This is a genomic window from Tardiphaga sp. 768_D3_N2_1, from assembly GCF_052076105.1.
GTDB lineage: Bacteria > Pseudomonadota > Alphaproteobacteria > Rhizobiales > Xanthobacteraceae > Tardiphaga.
Genome location: NZ_CP197245.1, coordinates 864,961 through 884,134 on the forward strand (window position 1 = coordinate 864,961; position 19,174 = coordinate 884,134).

Here is a 19,174-nt window from a genome sequence, read left to right on the forward strand (position 1 = left end):
TGACGCGGCAAATTGCGATGGCAATTATGGATCGATCGGCACCAGCGGGACCTGAGGGCTGTTCGATGGTGCGAACGCCCATATCCGTGAAAAGCGAAAAAGCTGCTTCAGCTGGGGGTCTTAATCTGTTTTTCGCTTGGCGGTTTGATCGGGATCGGCGCTACGGGATCGGTCACGACTGGAGATGATCTACCCCCGGATGGCTTATCATCGGAGGCGTGACTTCTGATTGTCTCGAGCACCAGAAAAAACTTCTCGGCAAGCATGGCACTAACCTCGCTAGCGAAGTGTCTCCATCATTAGTTGAGTCGAGTTACTGAAAATTCAATCACTTACGGCAGACCGCCGCAATTAAATTCGCGCGCCGGGATATCGCGAAAGGGCAGTGGTGCTTACCTGGTTTGTCTCATCGGGACGAAAGCCGATCACGCTCGAAGCAAAGGCAGGAGTATTTTGCCTTGCCGCTCGATCTCCGCCAGATAGGGCGTGTCGGACAGGATGAAATACTTGATCCCGAGATCGCGGTATTTCTGCAGCGAGCTGGCCACTTTGGATGCCGAACCGACCAGCCAGGTGGTGCCGGCGCCGGCTGCGCCGAATTTTCCTGGCGCCGTATAGAGATTGTCGTCAAGAACATCGCCGCGCGCCTGCAGGTCGAGCAGTCGGCGTTGGCCGATGGCGATTGCAGGGCCATGGTCGTTCCAGCCCGCGCCTGCTTTTTTCGCCATGTCGGCAACCTTGGCTTCCGCCGCAGTCCAGGCCTCGGCCGAGCTCTCCCGGACAAGCGTCGTGATCCTGAGACCAAATTCCAAAGGCGGGAGATCCCGATCAAGGCGCTGACTCAGGCTCTTGAGCCGCTCGATGCGCTGCTTGACGTCACCGAGCGGTTCGCCCCAGAACAGCTGGACATCGGCTTCGGTTGCCGCGACATGTTCGGCCGCGTCCGATGCCCCGCCGAAATACAGCTTTGGATGTCGGCGATTGCCGCGCTGGATGATGCGCGGCGCCGCGGTGGAGTCAGCGACACGAAAATGTACGCCGGAATAGGTGACGTTTTCTTCGGTCCACAGCCGCCGGACGATGCGCATGAATTCCTTGGTCCGCGCATATCGCTGCGACGAGTCGGCTTCGTCATCCCCGTAAGCCGCCAGATTGTCCTTGCCGGAGACGATATTGATGCGAACCCGGCCACCGCTCAATTGATCCAGTGTGGCTGCGGCAGATGCAAAATGTGCCGGCTGCCAATAGCCCGGGCGAATGGCGATAAGCGGCTCGAAACTCGTTGTTCGGGCGGCCAGTACTGACGCGACGGTGAATGTATCCGGCCGTCCCCAGCCGGTTCCGATCAGTGCGCCTTTCCACCCATGACGTTCCAGCGCTTGCGCCTGGTCCGCAAGCGTCTCGATACTGTTGTGATTTGGATCGACGACATCACCGCGGTGACCTGCCTTCACGTCATTCGGGATGTACCAAAGAAATTCCGAACGATCGTTCATGATGTCCCCTGACGATGGGTCCGCATTTTTGCGTGCGGCTCACCGTCCCGTGCCTCACCGTCCTGTGTCGGTGTCAAAATGGGCGCAACGATGTCGCGCCGAACACGATGGCTGCGATCAGCGCAAATGCGCCGTAAACGGCGGCTGTGTGCAGGCGCACCGCCGTGCGGTTCGACGACGCGCGCGCACGGTTATGCAACCGGGCTTCCGCCGATAGTTCACGCATCATCGTTCTCCAACGCGCGATTTGCAGATAACAAGGCGATAAATCCGGCCGGCGCAAGCGCGCGCCGGAAATAATGATGATCCGCACGTCGGGGCGTTTCGGCGTGGAGCAATATTCTCCATGCCGTCCGTGCCGGGCAATTTTGTTCGTTGCCAAAGCCGGTTGTCATTCAGGTCGGTCCGGAACACTCAGCGGGCCGTAGCGATACGGGATTGACCTGCCTTGTGATTTCGCTGGTCCAGAAGTGCCTTCGCTGCGCGTTCCGCAGCACGGGCCGATCCGAAATGGTCGCCTTCGAGCGTGTCGAAGGCAGGCTCGGATGAAAAGAAGCGAAATCCGCGCTCTTCGGCGACGACGATTCCGGCGGTGCGATTGAAGACTTCGATGACATAGGCATTCGACATGCGTGTTCTGTTCGCCGCCAAGGCAGCGATCCTATCGGTAAGTGATGGGATATTCGGTGTGAGCTGTTACGCCGGAATCAACAACACGCGCCGGTGGCCGCGGACACGCAGCGGTATGTCACGCACTTGCGCTGGCCGCAGCACTCAATCGAATAGCGACGCTTCGCCATATGCGTCATTGCTGATCGGTCTTCCAGTCGCGCTTGATCTTCTTGGCGAGCGACCATTTGTGTACTTCGGTCGGGCCGTCATAGATGCGGAAGGCGCGGATTTCCCGGAAGGCCTGTTCGACGATGGTTTCGCCGGATACCCCGGTCCCGCCCATCACCTGCACACAACGGTCGGCGATCCGCATCAGCGCTTCCGACACGGCGACCTTGGCCATCGAGCTCTCGGCCGTGCCGAGCGAGCCGGTATCGAGCACGCCCGCGCACCAGTCGATCATCAGTTCCGACTGTTTGAGATCGATCAGGTTTTCCGCCAGCATGAAGCCGACGCCTTCGTGATCGACCAGGGCCTTTCCGAAGGCATGGCGACGACAGGCATAGTCGGTGGCGATCTCGTTGGCGCGGATCGCAAGACCCAGCCAGCGCATGCAATGCGACAGGCGCGCCGGGCTGAGGCGGATCTGCGCATATTTGAAACCGTCGCCTGATGCGCCAAGCATCTGGTCTGCGGGGACACGCAGGTTGTCGATCTCGATCTCCGCATGGCCGCCGGGCATCGAATTGTCGATCGTATCCAGTACGCGCAGGGTGCGGATGGCAGGATCGGGCAGATCGACGAGGAACATGCAGGCGCCATCCTCGGACTTCGCCATGACGATGCCGACCTTGGCGCCTTCCGCGCCGGTGATGAACTTCTTCCGCCCGTTGATCACCCAGTGATTGCCATCGAGCCTGCAGGTGGTCTGCATCATCGACGGATCGGAGCCCGCGCCGCCGGCGTCCGCCGGCTCGGTCATGAAGAATGCCGAACGTGCTTTGCCCGACACCAACGGTTCCAGAAAACGCGTCTTCTGCTCGGCGGTGCCGACCTTGCCGAGGAGATACATATTGCCCTCATCGGGCGCCATCGTGTTGCAGGCAAGCGGACCCAGCGGCGAAAGACCGGATTTGATCAGGGCCTTTGCCGTTTCACGCTGCGTCAGGTGCGATCCATCCGCAAGAATGTGCGGAGTCAAAACGCCAGCTTTGCGGGCCTTGTCGCGCAGCTCCTGCACCAGTTCGTCGCTCGGGCCGTGCGCGCCTGTCCGCGGATCTTTCTCATAGGGGATGACTTCGGCGCGGATGAAGGTCTCGATCCTGGCGGCAATGGCGTCGGCGCGATCAGTCATGGAAGCGGATACTCCGGTCGGTCCCCTTGTGGTGGGGCCGTGTTGTGTGAGTCAGTCAGGCGCGGCCGATCACGGTCCGGACGGCCGCCAGCGACGAGGTGAGGGATAACACTTATGGGATCAGTATGCCCGATCACATCGAGCTCGGCCATAATCCGTCGATCACCGGGAAGGGGGCCCCAGTGCCGTCCCGCGATGGGTGGCAGACCCGCCGAATGGCACCGGCCGGGTCTTGATGGGATCGGTCTCTACGGGCCGAGGCCAGGCAGGCGGAAAGCGGCTATTTTGATTCTACCTCGGCCGCATCGAGATTGATGCCCGGGAAACGCCGTCTCAGGTCCCGCTTCAGCGATCTGAAATGCTCGATATTGTTCTCGAGCGTTCGCAGCCGCGCTTCGCCGATGCGGATCTCGTCGTCCGATTTCTGCAGGAGTTCCGCCCGCGGGTCCGACTGGCTGTTGACGTCCTCGATCTCGTTGCCGCCGACGATTGCGGCGATGGAGATGACATCGTCCAGCCGCCGCTTCAGGCCGTCATGCTCGTATTCTGCGCTGCGCAGGCCGGAATCGATGGTCGCCGCAATGGCAAGGACCAGCCGTTCATCGGTGATGCGATCGCGTTCCGGGGAGCGTGTCCGGAATGTCTCGGACGATGAGCGAAAGATGCGCTTCAGCATGGCGGCATTTCCCTCTGGCTCAGGTGAGACCCTTGATCTTTTTACACGATGTTGCGGAGCCTGACGACATCTGCACAATGCCCGATGTCGATTTCGTCAGCGCGAGTTCCTTGGCGGAGATGAAGCGAAGCGTGACCCTGGGATTGGCGTCGCAGAAGCGCGATAGCGTGGCGGCGGTGGCAGGCACCGTGTCCTGCTTCGGAATCACTGCGATGCCGCCGTCCTTCAATATATAGGCGTCCTTGACGTTCGGCATCGTCGCCGTTGCCGTGCACACCCGGAACAGGCTTTCATAGGCCTGCGGCGGCATGGTGAGATCGCCTGCAAGACCGCCGAGCAGATACTCCCGGCTCTTGTTGCAATTGTCGGCATGCGCGGCGCCAGCACTGAGTACGAGTAGAGCGATGATGGCAGCGAGCTGTCTCATGCCAATGCCCTCAGCTCGGATCCGGTCTGCAAGGCATCCTCCGATGGCGATGGCCGCTTCAAACCATAGGTTTCTGCGGCGCAGCGTTCCCACGATAGATCCCGCGCATGCGCGGCGGCACCAGCGCCGAGGCGCGCCCGCAGTTCATTGTCCTCGGCTAACTGCCGGATCACATGGGTGATCTTGTCGACGCGGGGAGCGACCAGAAGGCCAGACTGGCCGGCGAGCACTGCATCGGGCACACCCCCGATATTGCTCGCGACGCTCGGCAGGCCCGTGGCGCCGGCCTCGAGATAGACAAGACCGAAGCCTTCGACGCGGCCAGACGAATCCGGCACGCCGGTCAGGCAAAAGAAGTCCGCGGCACCATAGATGTCGCGAATTTCTTCATTCGATAGTGCGCCGAGCAGCCTCACATCGCATTCGGACGCTGAGATCATGCGGCGAAGCTCATCGACATAATCGGCTTCGCCCTGCGGGCCGATGACCAGCCAGGTGATGCGCTGACGTAATTCGTCAGGAAGCTGCGCGAGGGCGGCAAGCGTGAGATGATGTCCCTTGCGCCGCGTGAGCCGCGCCACGGTGACCATGACGATCCGGTCCGCCGCAATGTTATAAATCGCGCGCGTCGCAACGCGATCGCTGCGCCGGCCGGACCAGAAATCGGAGACACCAAGGCGAATGGCATGGATGCGGCGTTCGTCGATCGTGAATCTCTTGCGGAACAGCTCGCGTGTAAAGGTGCTATTGGCAGCGACCTCGGTGCGTGGTCCGAACACGCCACTGAAGCGGATCGCCAGTCGTTTCAGCGGCGTCTGCGTCTCATTGATCTCTGTACCGTGCACGGTCATCAGCATCCGCGCCGGCGTGCGGCCGCGCGCGAGTGCGACCGGAATGAAGAACGGCCAGTCGGCGGCATGCACCACATCGAACGGAGCCGCACCGATGCGGCTGCGCGTCAGCATGATCTTGGCGGGCAGATCGCGCGCCGAATGCAATCCGCCGCTGAAGCGGTGGATTGCGAAGGGCATGGCGCGATCGTCGGCTGACATATCCTGTGCGTAATCGGGAGCGACCAGCGTCACCCGCGCGCCGAGCTGCGTTGCGGCCAGTGCGATCTCGTGGGCGTAGGTGCCGATCCCGCCGCGTGCGGGAGCATATTCGCTCGATAGCAACAGGATATTCACAAATAACCTCAGTGTGCCGCGGAGGGCGTCATCGTCATGTTGCGCGCATTCTGGATGTCCTGGTGATAGGTAAAGACGCGCGCCAACTGTGTCGCTGGTGTGAAATTCTCGATCGCGCTGGCAACTTTCGCCGGGTTGATCTCGCCAGTACGGATCGCATCGCGGGTATCGAGGAAACGTTGGGCCAGGTTCTCGATCATCTCGTCGCGCGATGAGCTGCGGGAAATGAGATAGCCGCTCTGGCCATCGTGGATCACCGATTCCAGTTGCGGCAAGTGCACGGCGACGACCGGGCGGCCGACCGCAAGCGTCTCGAGCACGCAGCGCGGCATGCCCTCGAATTCCGAGGTCAGGATGCCTGCATGGGCATTGGCCAGTGTCGCGGCCATGCCGACAGCATCCTTGAAGCCGTGCCGGATCGTAATGTCTTCGATAGCGACGAATTCGGCAAAGCGATGCGGATCGCTGGTCCCGATATAATGGAACTCAACATGACCATGCAGCCGCTCGCGCAGGCGTGCGATGGTGCTGAACATCAACGGCGGATCCTTGAATTCGTCAAGGCGGCCCGCGAAGATGATGCGGAACGGCTCGGTCATCGCCGGAAACGGTTGGGGCTTGAAGATGTCGGTGTTGACCCAGGTCCACAGCGTGTCGATCTTGCCGCTCTGACCCGGATAGGTCTTTTGCAGCCGTTCGGTGATGAAGGGATTCACGCACAGAAACTTTGCGCTGGTCGTGACCGCGAAGCGCTCGCCGATATTGTGCACGAACGAATATTTCTTCAGGAGCGAATCCATCTGCAGCTTCGGCGCGCCCTCGCCATGCAGCATCTGGATGAAGGGGCGGCGCAGCAGCGTCGGCAACCAGGAAAACTCGACGCGGCGCAGATCGACCGTGCAGCCGCGTTCGCGGATCAGCCGCGAGACCGGACCGAAATAGCGCAGCAAGGCCATGAAGAACTGGCCGGTCAGGGACGAGCGGATGGTGCGTGCGGCTTCCCGGGCCTGCTGGTCGGAATAGTGCAGGATCGGGAGAAAGTCGAAGTCGCGTCCGCGGAAAGTCAGCCGCCGCACTTCGCCGAGCATGAGATCACCGATCGAATCGACGCCGACGAACAGGATGTCCGTGTCGGCGGGATGAAAGGTGATGAAGTCGCGGATATAGGTCTCGAGCCCGCCCACCTTCTGGCCGCGCGGATCGAACGGGTGGATGAGACAGATCTGATAGCGTTGCTTAGTCGGCGCGGCGTTCCGGGCGCGAAGCCCCAGAGTCAGTGTCGAGGTCATGCGGCTTTCCTCATGCGGGCGTTCAGGATTTGTGGAAGCGTACCGGCGATCAAGCGTGGCACGGCGGCAGCGCAGCGTGCGTAACGAGGCGCAAGGCGGCGTGGATCTTTGAACATGCGCCAGGCCCATTCGAGGCCGGTACGCTGCGTGAACATTGGTGCGCGAATCTGTTTGCCTGCGATGAAGTCGAGCGCCGCGCCGAAACACAGGCAGCCCGTGCCGTCGAGTTCATCGATACAGCGCGATGCAAACACTTCCTGTCGCGGTGCGCCCAATGCAAGGAAGCAAAGTTTTGCACCAGATGCGCGGATCTGTGCAATTGCTGCATCAGCCTCTGCTGAATAGGCATCGAAGTTACGGCTGGGCGCAAAAGTTCCGACGATCTGCAAGCCTTGATATCTTTTGCGCAATTCCGCCGCTGTCTTGTCGAGCGTCGACGTATCGGAACCGAACAGAAAGATCGGAAGACCCTTCTTGCCTGCAGCTTCGCACAAGGGAGCGGCAAGATCCGCGCCGGTTGTTCGTGAAATGGGTGTGCCAAGCAGATGGCTGAGCACGACGATCGGAAAGCCATCCGCAGTCACGAAGCGGGCGCGGCGATAGGCCGCGCGAAAGTCGGGCTTATTCTGCAGATGGACGACATGATCGAGATTAAGCGTGCATACACTGAAGTTATCGCCGCGTTCGGCCGCTTCGACGATCGATGAAACGGCTTCGTCGAGTGACGAAATGTTGACGGTGACACCGTCAACGGTGAGATTTCGGGCGTGTGGCGCCTGCGTCTGCAACATGTCGCTCCCCTGATGACAATGTGGCCGAGTTACGCTTGAACGAAGTGCACAACTTGCTTGCTACAGATGCAGCGAAGAAATGTGAGTCGAAAATCATCTGCTCGACGTGATGGACATCAAAACGAACTATTGCGACGCAACGATGGCGATGCTGTCGCGCAATATCGAAAAGATAGCAGTCACGATTTTGAATCGATGGAGAGTGGATATGTTCGAGTGTTCAAGGAGAAAGTCGCTCGCAGTCATCGCCGGCGCGACAGTCGCTATGCAACAACATGCGCTCGGCGCGACGCAAACGCAGAGCCTTGGTACAATTGCGGCGAAAAATGGTTTGATGTTCGGCGCTGCTGCGGGGCCGGTGATCGACAAGGATGTCGGATATCGTGAGCTTTATACAACACAGACGAAAATTATAACGACGGACATAGCTCTCAAAATGGGCACGCTTGCGCCAATGGCTGGCCCGAAGCGATTCGAGAGCGCTGATCGATTGCTGCAATTTTGTGCGAGCAATCGCATTCCCATGCGCGGTCATTGTCTGATCTGGAACGAATGGGTTCCGCAATGGATCAAGTCCATGAGCAATTCGGAGCGGCAGGCCTTCTTCGATAGTTATATCGATGAAGTCGCGGGACGTTATGCCGGCCAATTGCAGTCATGGGATGTCGTGAATGAGCCGTTCTGGCCCGGCCACAAGGCACCCGGCGGCTATCGCCTTGGCCCATGGTACGGCGCTTTTGGAACTGATTATGTGCGACGCGCCTTCGCGCGGGCCGGTGCTGTTGTGGATAAGAAGACCAAACTTGTGCTCAATGAGGCACAGGCGGAACGCGACGACGATGTCGGTCTCGCAGTACGGGCCGGATTGTTGCGCCTCGTCGATGAGTTGCAGCATGCCGGCGTCCGGCTCGATGTCGTCGGCCTGCAGGGCCACTTGCAGCCGCGCTATCCGCACGATCCCCAGCGGTTTCTGGAATTCGTTCACGCGCTCGCTGAACGCAAGGTCGACATCTACATCACGGAATTCGATGTCCGTGACGACACATTCCCGGATGATGTGGCCACGCGCGACAAGATGATCGCGGAGACCGGCGGGAAATTCCTTGAAACGGTGCTGCAGGTTCCGGCGGTCAAGGCCGTGATCGCGTGGCAGCTCTCCGATCACTATTCATTCTATACAGACGCCGCGAGAAAGAAGAATCCTCTCGCAGAGCGACTGCCACGGCCGCTGCCGTTCGATGAGAACATGCAGAAAAAGCCGCTGTGGTACGCAATGGCCCGTGCATTGGAGGGCGCCAAGCGATCGTAACGGTTTCGCGACATCAGAGCTCCGAGAGCTGCGGCTGACGGCGCAGCATCCGGAGCAATGTCGGCCCGTAAAGGATGGCAAGGACCAGCACATAGATCGCCGCGCCCGCGGCGACATGTGCCGCCAGCAAGACATGGTTCGGCGCTTCGGGCAGTTGCGTCAGCAGCGCCGCCATGGCCCCGGTTGCGAAGACGATGCGGGCGAGATGCGCCCAGGGCAGGGTCAGGCCGAATTTGGAGAAGCCGATGACGAAACTGACCAGCGCTGCGGCAATGGCGGACAGCACTGTCGCGCCGGCGGCGCCAACGAGGCCCCAATAGTGGATGCAGACGAAGCTCGCCACAATCGTCACCAGCGCGTCGATGCTTGAGACGACGATCATGAGCTGGGTCTTGCTGTGCAGGAGAAACACCTGATCGCCGAAATGGGCGCGGACGTTACGGATCGAACCGGCCAGGGCCGAAAGAGGCAGAATCGCCAGCGTTACCTGCTGGAACGGCGTGGCGATCAGCAGATGCACGATCTCGGCCCGTAGCAGGAAGATGCCCGCAATGCTCGGCGCCAGAATGCCGATGAGGAGCGCACTGTTGTCGGCAAGCTGGCGCATCGCAGCCTTGCTGCCGCCTTGCTCCATGCTCTTGACCGCCAGCGGAAACGCGGCCGCCGTCACCAGCATCGCGGCCACTGCCGCAGCGCGCTGACCCAGACCGTAACCAACGGCAAAGAGACCGGCGGCGGCGACGCCAAGCATGTCGTTGACGATGAAGCGCGACGCATTGAGGCCGACCCAGCCCAGCGCGCCGCCGATGATCAGCGGGATGCCATAGCCCATCGCATGGCGAACGATCTCGCGATCGATCGGCCACAGGCGGCGGCTATAGCCGATAACCGGCAGCACAACCAAAGCGGCAAAGAGCTGCGCGGCGGCATAGCCCAGCAGCGGCCATTCCGGCGCTGGGCCGATCAGCTTGATGAGCACCAGACCGAGAATGAAGCCGATCGACGGCCCGATGATCTGCTGGATCGAGTAGACGCCGATCTGATGCCGGACCCGGGCGCGTTCGGCGATATAGAGATTGAGGGAGCGGCTGATGACGTAAGCGACGGTCGCGCCGAGCAGCGCCGGATTGGTGTCAGTCGCGATGACGGTATAGAGGACACCGATGACGGCGGTGCTCTGCAGCACCAATGAAATAAGAATGACGACATTCTCGGTGCGATAGAAGCGTTCGGCCTGTTCGCCGTCCTGATAGCGACCGAAGAAGCGCAGCGCATATTGCGACCACCAGGCCAGAAACGCGATCTGTAGCAGTTCATGTGTCGCCGTGATCAGCGTGATCACACCCAGCGTATGCTCGTTGACCACATGGGTCCACACGATCATCGCGACCAACTGGAACATCGGGCCGACGATCTGGGCGGGAAGATAGAGGATCGTGCGCTTCAGCAGCATGGTCAGGCTCCGAGCCAGCGGGCCGCGCGCGGCGGCGCCCATCGCTGCACAGCGAGCAGTGCGACAGTGCTCAAGGTGACGGTGATCGCATACATCAGAAATGTTCCCGCAACCGGGCCGAACTGGCGCAGTCCGCCATGATCGCGCAAGGCCATGACAATGAAAATATGCCAGAGATAGATGAAGTAGCTGCCGGACCCGAGCGTGGCCAGGACCGGCGCGCGGATACCGAGGGCGAGCAACAGCATACAGAGCGCCGCGGCATAGCCGAAGAACGCCATCGAATCATAGTCGGCGGCATCGCCGATGTTCAGCAGCCTGACTGCCGCATAGATCGCATAGGCCAGCAGCGCCGCCGCGGTCAGTGTCAGGCGCATCTGGCGAAGGACCGGCATCACCGAAGATCCGCCAACCAGCATCCCCAGCGCCACGAAGCTGAACCAGAACGGAATATTGCGCATGCGCACTTCCTCGATCAGCCCTTCGGACAGCCCGCGCCGCATCAGCAGGGGATCGAGATAGCTGCCGATGATGAGGCCGAAGACAAGGGCGAGCATCAGGACGACGCGCAGCCGCTCATCGGTTTGGGACGGCACGCGATGGGCGAACCACAGGGTCAGCCAGAGCATGAGCGTACAACCGAGATAGACGAAGACGTAATAATACACGAACACGTAAGCGAGCACGAAACGGGCGATCGTCGTTGTCGGGCGGTGATCCATCGCCGGGTTCTGCAGCGCCATGTAGAGATAGGCGGCAACGAACGCGATTGTGTAGGGGATCAATGCGGCCATCACACGCTTGCCGAGCGGAACGCGGCCCGACAGCGCGGTCAGATAGCCGGATGCGAACAGGAAGATCGGCACACAGGGGCGCAGCGCCGCATCGAACATGGTCTTCCACGATGCATCGAGCGGTTGCTGCAGCGAATGGATGCCGATCACCATCAGAATGGCGAGGCCGCGCATGCTGTCGATGGCCGCATCCCGGCTGGCCGTTCTCGTTTGAGCCAGCGGCCGCGCCGTCCCGGACATTGTCTGCGTTGCATCCACCATCAGTTCACGTCTGCCTTGGCACCGTCGCCGCGGCAATTCGCGTGCTGAAATGGCGATCATAAGCCTCATTGAGAGCGCGCCGCATGGGCGTCTCGAAATAACGCAGGGACAGAATACTGGCGGCAGCAAGAACGGCGACGGCAAGCGGCACAAGAGCGAGCTTGCCGCCGGGAATGACGGGGGCAAGGAAGCGTGCCGCCAGGGTGAGGACGATGGTCGCGACCGGAATATGCAGCATGTAAGACGAATAGGTCAGCGACGACCAGCGCTCAAAGCGAAGCCGCGAGAACAGGGTGGTCTGGCTAGAGAGGTCGTGATGGATGGCGAGTACTGCAATGAAATAGATCACAGCCAGTGCTGCCATGATCGGAAGCTGCGCGCCGAGGATCAGGAACAGGACGAGGGCCGTGGTCAGCAGACCCGGTATCGCCGGAAGTCGTGCAATCCGGTCGCGAAACAGCCAGCAGGCAATGCCGAGATTGAAGGCAGGCAAGGCGCGGAAGGCGCCCCCCTTGTTGATCCAGTCAGGCCAGGGTTCGGTGCCCATGGCAACGGCATAGATGCTGTTGGCCAGCAGCGGCAGCACGACGAGGGCCACAATCACCGTCCTGTTCCGCGCGATGGTCAGCACCATCAGCGGAAACAGCACGTAGCAGAAGAACTCCGCGGACAACGACCAGCTTGGAAAATTGAAGGTCAGCCGGTCGCCATCGATGGCGTGCAGCAGCAGGAATTGCGCCGGCAAGTCCGAGAACGGATAACGTGCCGGATTGTCGGTCTTGGCGATGCCCGCATGAAGTGCCAGTGCGATCAGTATATAAAAAGCCAGCGTCGCCAGATGCAGTGGATAGATCCGCGCGAGGCGCCGCCACAGGAAGCGGCCGACCGCGGCGGGTGAGCCAACTTTCGTCAGATACTGGCTGGCAATGACAAAGCCGGAGATGACGAAGAACAGGTCGACGAACAGATTGAAGTGCCAGGTGTGGTCCACCATGAAGCGACCAATTGGCAGTTCCTTGATGTAATCGGAATAATGCAGGATCACGACGGCGCTGGCCGCAACGATGCGCAGCCCGTCCAGATGTCGTGTGCTGGTGTCGATATCCTGCAAGAAGCAATATCCCCTGTTGAATGGATTAGACGTGGCCCCGATCCGGCATGCACGCCGACGTCACGATTCTAATGCGCGACGTTGGGCTTCGCCGCCGAACGACGGCCGGCGAACTGCCCGCCCGCGAGTTCGGCGATCAGGTCGATGACAATGTCGTGGTCGCTCGCCGCTAGCGCGTTCCAGCGCGCGAGGTTCTCGGTGGCTGCCGCAACATAATGGCGACGCCACTGCGAAGCCGCGATGGCCCCGCCGATCTGCGACGCCGCGGTGCCATGGTCCGATGGATCGATGAAGATGCCGGATGTGCCGAGTACTTCATGGAAGACGGGCGCATTCGGCGCCACGATCGGCAGGCCGGCATATTGGGCTTCGAGCAGCGGCAGTCCGAGGCCTTCATCATGCGAGGTGCACAGGAAAATATCGGCTTCACCCAGAATGCGCGCGACGTTCTCGGATGACTGATAGCCATGCAAGGTCACGCAGGACATGCGTTCCAGCGTCTTCCAGTCATCGCCCCAGCCTTTGCGGCCAACGATATCGAGGGTGGCGCCGGGAAAACCGTGCTGGCGCAATTCACGTACGATATTGGCCGCGGCGATGAAATTCTTGCGTGGCTCCACGGTCCCGAGGGCCACGACGCGCAGCGGCGACGTCTCGGGCTCGCGGTCGGCGCGTTCGGCGGATTCCAGCTTGAACACGTTGCGCACTGGCGGGCGATACAGCGTGATCTCGGCGTCCGGGCGGCAATGCTCGGCGAGCTTGCGCTGGGTGTCGCGCGAATTGGTCAGGAAGCGCGGATAGTTCTTGAGCGCGATCTTGAAAGGCGTCGCCATATAGAGTCGCGCGCGGGCATTGAGATCGGCCTGCCGCGTCAGCAGGAAGTCGTCATGCATATAAGGCAGCACACGCGATGAAAACATCCGCAGCAGCGGGCTTGGCGGAAAGCCGGGGCACAGCAGGAACGACGACGGAGACGCCAGGCGCATCGGCAGGCCGAAAGTCTGCGTCGCCACCATCTGGCCGGTGCCGCGCGAGGTGATCGGCACGACATCGAGCGGGGCCAGCGCCTGCTCCGAGAACAGCTCCAGCGTGATTCGCTCGAGTCCGGTCACATGGCGTCCGAGATGGGTGTGATCGACATAGATAGTCATGCAAACTCCTGATCCCGGGGGACGGCGCGGACATGCGGGGCGGCCATCGGCGGCCTCGGGTGAAGTGAAGGCGGGGGCGTGGTGGTCGGTGCCCGTTCACGCGGCAGCAGCAGCGCGATGAGCAGGACGAGCTGCGCCAGCTGGATGTTTTTCGACGAGAAGCTCACCGAACTCGCGGCGATCATCAGGATCAGCAGCACGATGGCCCAGGCCGCGAGGTCGGATCGGCGCAGCAGTTCGATGAAGAAGCAGGTCAGGCCCAGCGTGATCAGGATGGTGTGGATCAGGCCGAATTGCACGATGCAGGACACCCAGAAATTCTCGATGCCATAATTCAAACCGAGCTGCGATTGCAGCGCGTTCACGCGAACCGGATTGGGCCCGAGGATCAATTCGCTCCACTGGAAATGATTGAGCATGTCGAAGGTCGCAAAGCGCGCCATGGCACTGCCTTTGTCCGACGAGAAGCGCAACAGCATCTTGTCGAAGATGCCGAGATTGAGCGCAGCAAACACGACGCCTGCCGCCGCAAAGAGAAAGCAGAGTGCGCCAACCGCAAATAGCAGCGGCACGCGCTTGCCGCGGATCAGCCGGATCGTCTCGAGCAGAGCGAGACAGGCCAGCACCACTAATACCGTCATCAGCGCGGTGCGGCCGCCGAAGGCCATCAGCGAGCCCAGACTGAAGGCGATCAGGGGCACGCGGATCATGATCGGCGGGCAGATGGCCGGTCGCAGCACCAGTGCCATGATATAGGCGCCGACGATGCCCGAGGCCGTGAGCGGATGGCCGAGCAGCGCAGCCGAGCGCCATTCACCGACCACCAGCACGCTGCCGAGCGTCAGTGGAATGATGCGATGGCCGGAAAAATATTCGTAATAGCCAATCAGGATGTTGAGCAGCAGCGTCGCATGGATGGCCCAAACCAGCGGACGCCGCTGCGCCGGCGTCAGCCGCCAGATCAGCAGGCACAGCAGGACCGGCAGCAGGAACGTGTCGATGATGACTGTGAACGGACGTTCCAGCACGAACATCTGGATCAGCAGGACGAACCAGCAGAACAGATGCACCAGCAAAAGCTTGGCGTCCGTGAAGGCACGGTTGATCTCGCCGATCGGATCACCGTCGCGCATCAACAGCAGCAGCGTCGCGATGAAAGTCGCATAGGTGCCGGGATGCAGCTTCTCCAGAAAATTGCCGCCGGGTGTCAGATAGTGAATCTTGAGATTGGTCAGAACGCCGCCGGACAGCGTGAAGATCGCGATGACGGCGCCCAGCAGGACGCACATGATCATAAAATTGATGAGCTGAGTGGCATTGACGATCTGACGTCGTTGCGGAACGCGTGCGCGCGGGCCCGCAGCGGCAATGGCGCCGTTGCGATGCAGCCTGAGCGGCGCGGTCCGGGCCAATGTCAACGCGCAGCTCCCGCATTGGCGGCGGCGACGCCATAGGGCTTCAGATAGGCCGAACTGCGATAATAATCGTAGAAGCGGATCTTGCTGAGATCGACCTGGGTCAGCACGGTGCCGAGGATGCGATCATGCACCGGGGCGAGCAGCTCCATCGTGTGGGCGACGACCTCGCGCGGCGTCTGGTCCCAGGCCATCGCCAGCAGGATGCGGTCGGCGAGTTCGGCCAGCGCGCGGCCGTCGACCAGCGGAATCAGCGGCGGCGAGTCGATGATGATCAGTTCATAATGCGACTTCAGCCGGTCAAGGATGTCGACCATCTGCTCGGAGAACATCAGCTCGGTGATGGCATCGACGTCCTTGATGGCAGGGGAGGGCAGGATCGAGAGGCCGGTGCTGCGATCGTGCAAGATCGCATGTTCCAGCGACGTCTCGCCGAGCGCCACCTGCAGCAGGCCGGCATCGGCGTGCGGGCTGACGGCGCGGGTCAGGCCGGGATTGCGCAGATCGCCATCGATCAGCAGCGTCTTGATGCCCAGCGTGGCGAAGGACAAAGCGAGATTGCCGGCGAAGGTCGTCTTGCCTTCACTTTCGAGGCCCGACGTCACCAGCACCACCTTAACCGTATCGATCTTGCGCGCACGCTGGATCGCCAGACGCACGGCACGGATCGCTTCGGCGAAGAATGTGCCGGGCTCCTCGATGGCATAACGCATCAGCGGAGGCTGCAATGCAGCCGGCAGCAGCCGCATGGTGCGTGGATCGTAATTGCCGAGTTCGGTGCGGCCGCGTTTGGCGCGCCCGGCGAGTTCGCGGCTGCTGATCGATGGCAAGGCTGCCAGAGCGGGCACGCCCGAAATCTCTTCGGCCTGTTCCAGCGTCTTGATCCGTCCGTCGAGATAGTCGGTCAGGAATGCCAGCACGGCGCCACCGCCGAGGCCGAGCAGGATGGCCAAACCGAGGATGAGGGCTGTCTTCGGCGCCGATGGCTTCAGCGGAATGCTGGCTGAACTGACGATGCGGGAGTCCGGCATCTCCAGACTTTCCTGCGCCGTCGTTTCCTTTGAGCGCGCCAGATATGCCTCATAGAGCGTGCGATTGGCTTCGGCCTCGCGCTGCAGCTCATGCAACCGGACCACGGCCTGACCGGACGTGCTGGACACGCCCTGCAGCTTGTCGAAACTGTCCTGCAGCGAGGCCTCGCGGGATTTCGCGACGTCATAATCATGCGTCGTGCTCTGCACGATGCGCGCGATTTCCTCGTTGATCAGCCGCTGCGTGTCCCTGAGCTGCGCCCGCACATTGGCCACCTGCGGATGGCGCGGACCGTATTTGCTGGTCAGGTCGGCTTCGTTCTTGGCGATATCGGCATATTGCGCGCGCAGCTTGGTCACCATTTCCGAGGAGACGGCCGCATTGAGCCCGCCGGCATCGCCGCCGGTCTTCGCCAGTTGCTGCACCTGATCGAACTTGGCGCGCGCCTCGGCGGTCTGTACGCGAGCGGCGATCAGCTTGTTGTTGAGATCGGTGATCTGCTGGTCGTTGACCGTCACGCCCTGCGAGACGGCCAGATTGTTGGCGGAGCGATAATCCGCCACCGCCTGTTCCGAGGCCACGACGCGGTTCTTCAGCGCGTCGATCTGGCTGCCCAGCCATTTCGCCGCGATACGGGTCGCGTCGTATTTGGCGCGGACCTGTTCCTCGAAATAGGCGTCGGCCACCGCATTGGCGATGGTCGCGGCTTTCTGCGGCGATTCCGAGCTGACGGCGATGTCGACCAGGAACGTGGTGCCTTGCCGTGTCACCTTCATGCGGCGCTGGAGCAAATATATAGAGTATGCCCGGGCGGCATCTTCGGGGCTCACGCCATCCACCGGGCCGCTGCTGCGGAACAGGTTGCGGATCGGATCGAGCAGGCCGGGCTTCGGCATGAACTCGGGATCCTGCGTCAGCTTCAACTTGTCGACCACACGCTGCAGAATCGCGAGCGACTGGATCAGCAGCGTCTGGCTCTCGATGGTCGCATCATCCGTGCCGAAATTGGTGAGCACCGATTGATTGGTCTCGACCACATTGGCGCGCCGGGGATCGACCAGCACGGTGGAGTTCGCAGTATAAAGTGTGGTGGCCGTCAGCACATAAGCGAGCGCGATGCCGCCGAGCACGGCGGCGGGCAGCACGACCGCGCGCCAGCGCCGGCGCAGGATGCGCGCCATTTCCCGGAGATCGACGGTCGGCGCCTGCCAACCGGCAACGGCGGTCGGAACCGGCTCTGGTGCCGCCGGATAAGGCTGGTCAAAACTGCGCTGTAACATTGAGCCCTACCTGGTGTTTGTCGTAGCTGAAGGTGGGTATATCGCTGTCGCGCGATGTGTAGCGGTGATAGGCCGAGATCGCGCTGAAGCGATTCATCAGATACTTCACGCTGGCATTGGTCGTGGTCACGCGGTCCTTGCGCGCCTGGCCGAAGAAACGGTCGATCTCATAGGCGCCCGCCAGCGACAGGATGACGTTGCGACGCAGTTCGTAATCGACGCCCAGCTGCACGGCATTGGCCAGCACGCCGGTCGAACTCGTATCGGATGTCTGCGTGACCAGTTGTTCGGCCTTGACGTGGATGTCCATCAACCGCGTCGGGCTCCAAGTGAGCTTGGCGCGATAGGATGGCCCGTCGACGGTGCCGATCAGAGGATTGTCGAAGCGCTGCTCGACATAGCCGCCGCCAAATTCACCGCGGATCAGATTGCCGAAACCGACGGTCAAGCCGGACAAAGCGCGATAGCCGGTGGAGTCCAGCGTCTGGCCGGGCACGCCGCGGATATTGCGCTGGTTGCCTTCGACGCCGCCGAACCAGCCAAGCACCGGCGAGAATGCATAATCGACGCGGCCATGAATTGCATAGATCTGGCCGTCACGGCTGCTCTGGTCAATCAGGCTGCCATCCTGCGCGCGCGCCGTACCATAATCGTACGAATCGACCCGTGCGCCGATCGATGTCGCCAGCCGGTTGAATTCCTTGCGGACGGTGAGGTCACCAGACAACAGATTATAAGGTGTGGGCGTGATGGCATTGGCAGGCGAGCTCAGCGATCCCACGCCCTCGTTGAGATGCGCGATCTGGAAACTGCCCAGCACGACCAAGTCATTGGCGATATCGATCCAGCCGGCGCCCTTCAGGCTTACATCGGTCTGGTCGAGACTCGAATTTTCATTATAGGCCGTGGTTCGTGAATTGAGCTTGATGTCGATGCCGTGTTGTTCCCACAGCGTGTGAGCACGCAGGCTTGGCTCGATCACCGCCGCGACGTCGCCGCGCTTCTGGGTGTTCGAGGCAAACACATTGCTGTCATAGAGTGCGCCCGTCATCAGCGACGGATTGAACATCCAGGATCCCTGGCGGATGCCGACGGGTTCATAACCAGGTTGCTGTCGCTTTTTCACCGGCATGTCCTCGGGCGCTACCTCTTCGCGGTTATCCCGGTCGACAAGATCGGGTAGCGCAGTTGGTTCGAAAATCCGCTGCGAATTCCAGGGTGGCGCGAGCTCGTCGCTGGTTGCCGGGATGGCCTGGGCGTTGGCGGGTGATGCAATACCGAGCAGAATCGCCGTGACCGGCCATGGCGCGATACGGAGAACGCGGCGCGTGGAAGGAATCGGCCGCAGCCCTTCCGATCCTTCGCTGATCGCATCCGATCCTGCTGACGCAAACGTACATTTCATCACTCATCCCTTGCGAAGGATTTGCATTCCTCCGCGATCGAATTGTCTCGAGACTTGATTGCCGCTTAGAAATTCATCCCGGAGCTTACAAACTCAGCAAGTCCGTGATGAATGTCGCGCCCCCACTAGCG

General features: G+C 61.3%; 17 protein-coding genes. 1 reads left to right on the top strand and 16 read right to left on the bottom strand.

Annotated features, from left to right (window positions below; all coding sequences use genetic code 11):
- Positions 1 to 425 precede the first annotated feature (425 nt).
- The 9 genes from AB8A27_RS04115 to AB8A27_RS04155 all read right to left on the bottom strand — a co-directional run bounded on the left by AB8A27_RS04115 (position 426) and on the right by AB8A27_RS04155 (position 7,832).
- Positions 426 to 1,496: an LLM class flavin-dependent oxidoreductase gene (locus AB8A27_RS04115; RefSeq protein ID WP_441240808.1), complete on the bottom strand. Its 1,071-nt coding sequence runs from the start codon at positions 1,494 to 1,496 to the stop codon at positions 426 to 428.
- A 73-nt stretch (positions 1,497 to 1,569) separates the two neighbouring features.
- A complete protein-coding gene (locus AB8A27_RS04120) occupies positions 1,570 to 1,722 on the bottom strand; it encodes a hypothetical protein (RefSeq protein ID WP_441240809.1) in 153 nt (50 codons plus the stop codon).
- 188 nt (positions 1,723 to 1,910) lie between these two features.
- On the bottom strand, positions 1,911 to 2,126 hold the full coding sequence (locus tag AB8A27_RS04125; RefSeq protein ID WP_441240810.1) for a hypothetical protein: 216 nt from the start codon (positions 2,124 to 2,126) through the stop codon (positions 1,911 to 1,913).
- Positions 2,127 to 2,301: 175 nt separating this feature from the next.
- Positions 2,302 to 3,462, bottom strand: a complete 1,161-nt coding sequence (locus AB8A27_RS04130) for an acyl-CoA dehydrogenase family protein (RefSeq protein ID WP_441240811.1) — start codon at positions 3,460 to 3,462, stop codon at positions 2,302 to 2,304.
- A 280-nt stretch (positions 3,463 to 3,742) separates the two neighbouring features.
- Complete coding sequence (locus tag AB8A27_RS04135; protein WP_441240812.1) at positions 3,743 to 4,138, bottom strand: hypothetical protein; 396 nt, start codon at positions 4,136 to 4,138, stop codon at positions 3,743 to 3,745.
- A gap of 19 nt (positions 4,139 to 4,157) precedes the next feature.
- On the bottom strand, positions 4,158 to 4,565 hold the full coding sequence (locus tag AB8A27_RS04140) for a hypothetical protein (RefSeq protein WP_441240813.1): 408 nt from the start codon (positions 4,563 to 4,565) through the stop codon (positions 4,158 to 4,160).
- Positions 4,562 to 5,752: a glycosyltransferase family 4 protein gene (locus tag AB8A27_RS04145; RefSeq protein ID WP_441240814.1), complete on the bottom strand. Its 1,191-nt coding sequence runs from the start codon at positions 5,750 to 5,752 to the stop codon at positions 4,562 to 4,564. The genes AB8A27_RS04140 and AB8A27_RS04145 overlap by 4 nt, the downstream gene beginning before the upstream one ends.
- A gap of 8 nt (positions 5,753 to 5,760) precedes the next feature.
- Positions 5,761 to 7,041 carry a glycosyltransferase gene (locus tag AB8A27_RS04150; RefSeq protein ID WP_441240815.1) on the bottom strand — a complete coding sequence of 427 codons (1,281 nt, stop codon included), beginning with the start codon at positions 7,039 to 7,041 and terminating at the stop codon, positions 5,761 to 5,763.
- Entirely contained in the window at positions 7,038 to 7,832 is a 795-nt protein-coding gene (locus AB8A27_RS04155; protein WP_441240816.1) for a WecB/TagA/CpsF family glycosyltransferase, read from the bottom strand. Before AB8A27_RS04155 ends, AB8A27_RS04150 begins: the two co-directional genes overlap by 4 nt.
- A 142-nt stretch (positions 7,833 to 7,974) precedes the next feature.
- Between AB8A27_RS04155 and AB8A27_RS04160 the strand changes: the two genes are divergently transcribed.
- Positions 7,975 to 9,141 carry an endo-1,4-beta-xylanase gene (locus AB8A27_RS04160; protein ID WP_441240817.1) on the top strand — a complete coding sequence of 389 codons (1,167 nt, stop codon included), beginning with the start codon at positions 7,975 to 7,977 and terminating at the stop codon, positions 9,139 to 9,141.
- A 13-nt stretch (positions 9,142 to 9,154) separates the two neighbouring features.
- Here AB8A27_RS04160 and AB8A27_RS04165 read toward each other — a convergent pair whose 3' ends face one another.
- The 7 genes from AB8A27_RS04165 to AB8A27_RS04195 all read right to left on the bottom strand — a co-directional run bounded on the left by AB8A27_RS04165 (position 9,155) and on the right by AB8A27_RS04195 (position 19,043).
- A complete protein-coding gene (locus AB8A27_RS04165; protein WP_441240818.1) occupies positions 9,155 to 10,594 on the bottom strand; it encodes an oligosaccharide flippase family protein in 1,440 nt (479 codons plus the stop codon).
- A gap of 2 nt (positions 10,595 to 10,596) precedes the next feature.
- Positions 10,597 to 11,628, bottom strand: coding sequence for an acyltransferase family protein (locus AB8A27_RS04170; RefSeq protein ID WP_441240819.1), 1,032 nt, complete (start codon positions 11,626 to 11,628; stop codon positions 10,597 to 10,599).
- Positions 11,629 to 11,653: 25 nt separating this feature from the next.
- Positions 11,654 to 12,760 (bottom strand): acyltransferase family protein, encoded by a 1,107-nt coding sequence (locus tag AB8A27_RS04175; protein ID WP_441240820.1) that lies wholly within the window; start codon positions 12,758 to 12,760, stop codon positions 11,654 to 11,656.
- Positions 12,761 to 12,828: 68 nt separating this feature from the next.
- Positions 12,829 to 13,911: a glycosyltransferase family 4 protein gene (locus AB8A27_RS04180; RefSeq protein WP_441240821.1), complete on the bottom strand. Its 1,083-nt coding sequence runs from the start codon at positions 13,909 to 13,911 to the stop codon at positions 12,829 to 12,831.
- A complete protein-coding gene (locus tag AB8A27_RS04185; RefSeq protein WP_441240822.1) occupies positions 13,908 to 15,329 on the bottom strand; it encodes a VpsF family polysaccharide biosynthesis protein in 1,422 nt (473 codons plus the stop codon). The genes AB8A27_RS04180 and AB8A27_RS04185 overlap by 4 nt, the downstream gene beginning before the upstream one ends.
- A complete protein-coding gene (locus tag AB8A27_RS04190) occupies positions 15,326 to 17,638 on the bottom strand; it encodes a GumC family protein (RefSeq protein ID WP_441240823.1) in 2,313 nt (770 codons plus the stop codon). The genes AB8A27_RS04185 and AB8A27_RS04190 overlap by 4 nt, the downstream gene beginning before the upstream one ends.
- Entirely contained in the window at positions 17,619 to 19,043 is a 1,425-nt protein-coding gene (locus AB8A27_RS04195) for an outer membrane beta-barrel protein (protein WP_441240824.1), read from the bottom strand. Before AB8A27_RS04195 ends, AB8A27_RS04190 begins: the two co-directional genes overlap by 20 nt.
- Between the last annotated feature and the right edge of the window lie 131 nt (positions 19,044 to 19,174).

What these genes read in the sequence shown, in the direction of transcription:
- AB8A27_RS04115 (WP_441240808.1), bottom strand. Translation starts at nt 1,496, where the DNA reads ATGAACGATCGTTCGGAATTTCTTTGGTACATCCCGAATGACGTGAAG.
- AB8A27_RS04120 (WP_441240809.1), bottom strand. Translation starts at nt 1,722, where the DNA reads ATGCGTGAACTATCGGCGGAAGCCCGGTTGCATAACCGTGCGCGCGCG.
- AB8A27_RS04125 (WP_441240810.1), bottom strand. Translation starts at nt 2,126, where the DNA reads ATGTCGAATGCCTATGTCATCGAAGTCTTCAATCGCACCGCCGGAATC.
- AB8A27_RS04130 (WP_441240811.1), bottom strand. Translation starts at nt 3,462, where the DNA reads ATGACTGATCGCGCCGACGCCATTGCCGCCAGGATCGAGACCTTCATC.
- AB8A27_RS04135 (WP_441240812.1), bottom strand. Translation starts at nt 4,138, where the DNA reads ATGCTGAAGCGCATCTTTCGCTCATCGTCCGAGACATTCCGGACACGC.
- AB8A27_RS04140 (WP_441240813.1), bottom strand. Translation starts at nt 4,565, where the DNA reads ATGAGACAGCTCGCTGCCATCATCGCTCTACTCGTACTCAGTGCTGGC.
- AB8A27_RS04150 (WP_441240815.1), bottom strand. Translation starts at nt 7,041, where the DNA reads ATGACCTCGACACTGACTCTGGGGCTTCGCGCCCGGAACGCCGCGCCG.
- AB8A27_RS04155 (WP_441240816.1), bottom strand. Translation starts at nt 7,832, where the DNA reads ATGTTGCAGACGCAGGCGCCACACGCCCGAAATCTCACCGTTGACGGT.
- AB8A27_RS04160 (WP_441240817.1), top strand. Translation starts at nt 7,975, where the DNA reads ATGGCGATGCTGTCGCGCAATATCGAAAAGATAGCAGTCACGATTTTG.
- AB8A27_RS04165 (WP_441240818.1), bottom strand. Translation starts at nt 10,594, where the DNA reads ATGCTGCTGAAGCGCACGATCCTCTATCTTCCCGCCCAGATCGTCGGC.
- AB8A27_RS04170 (WP_441240819.1), bottom strand. Translation starts at nt 11,628, where the DNA reads ATGTCCGGGACGGCGCGGCCGCTGGCTCAAACGAGAACGGCCAGCCGG.
- AB8A27_RS04180 (WP_441240821.1), bottom strand. Translation starts at nt 13,911, where the DNA reads ATGACTATCTATGTCGATCACACCCATCTCGGACGCCATGTGACCGGA.
- AB8A27_RS04190 (WP_441240823.1), bottom strand. Translation starts at nt 17,638, where the DNA reads ATGTTACAGCGCAGTTTTGACCAGCCTTATCCGGCGGCACCAGAGCCG.
- AB8A27_RS04195 (WP_441240824.1), bottom strand. Translation starts at nt 19,043, where the DNA reads ATGAAATGTACGTTTGCGTCAGCAGGATCGGATGCGATCAGCGAAGGA.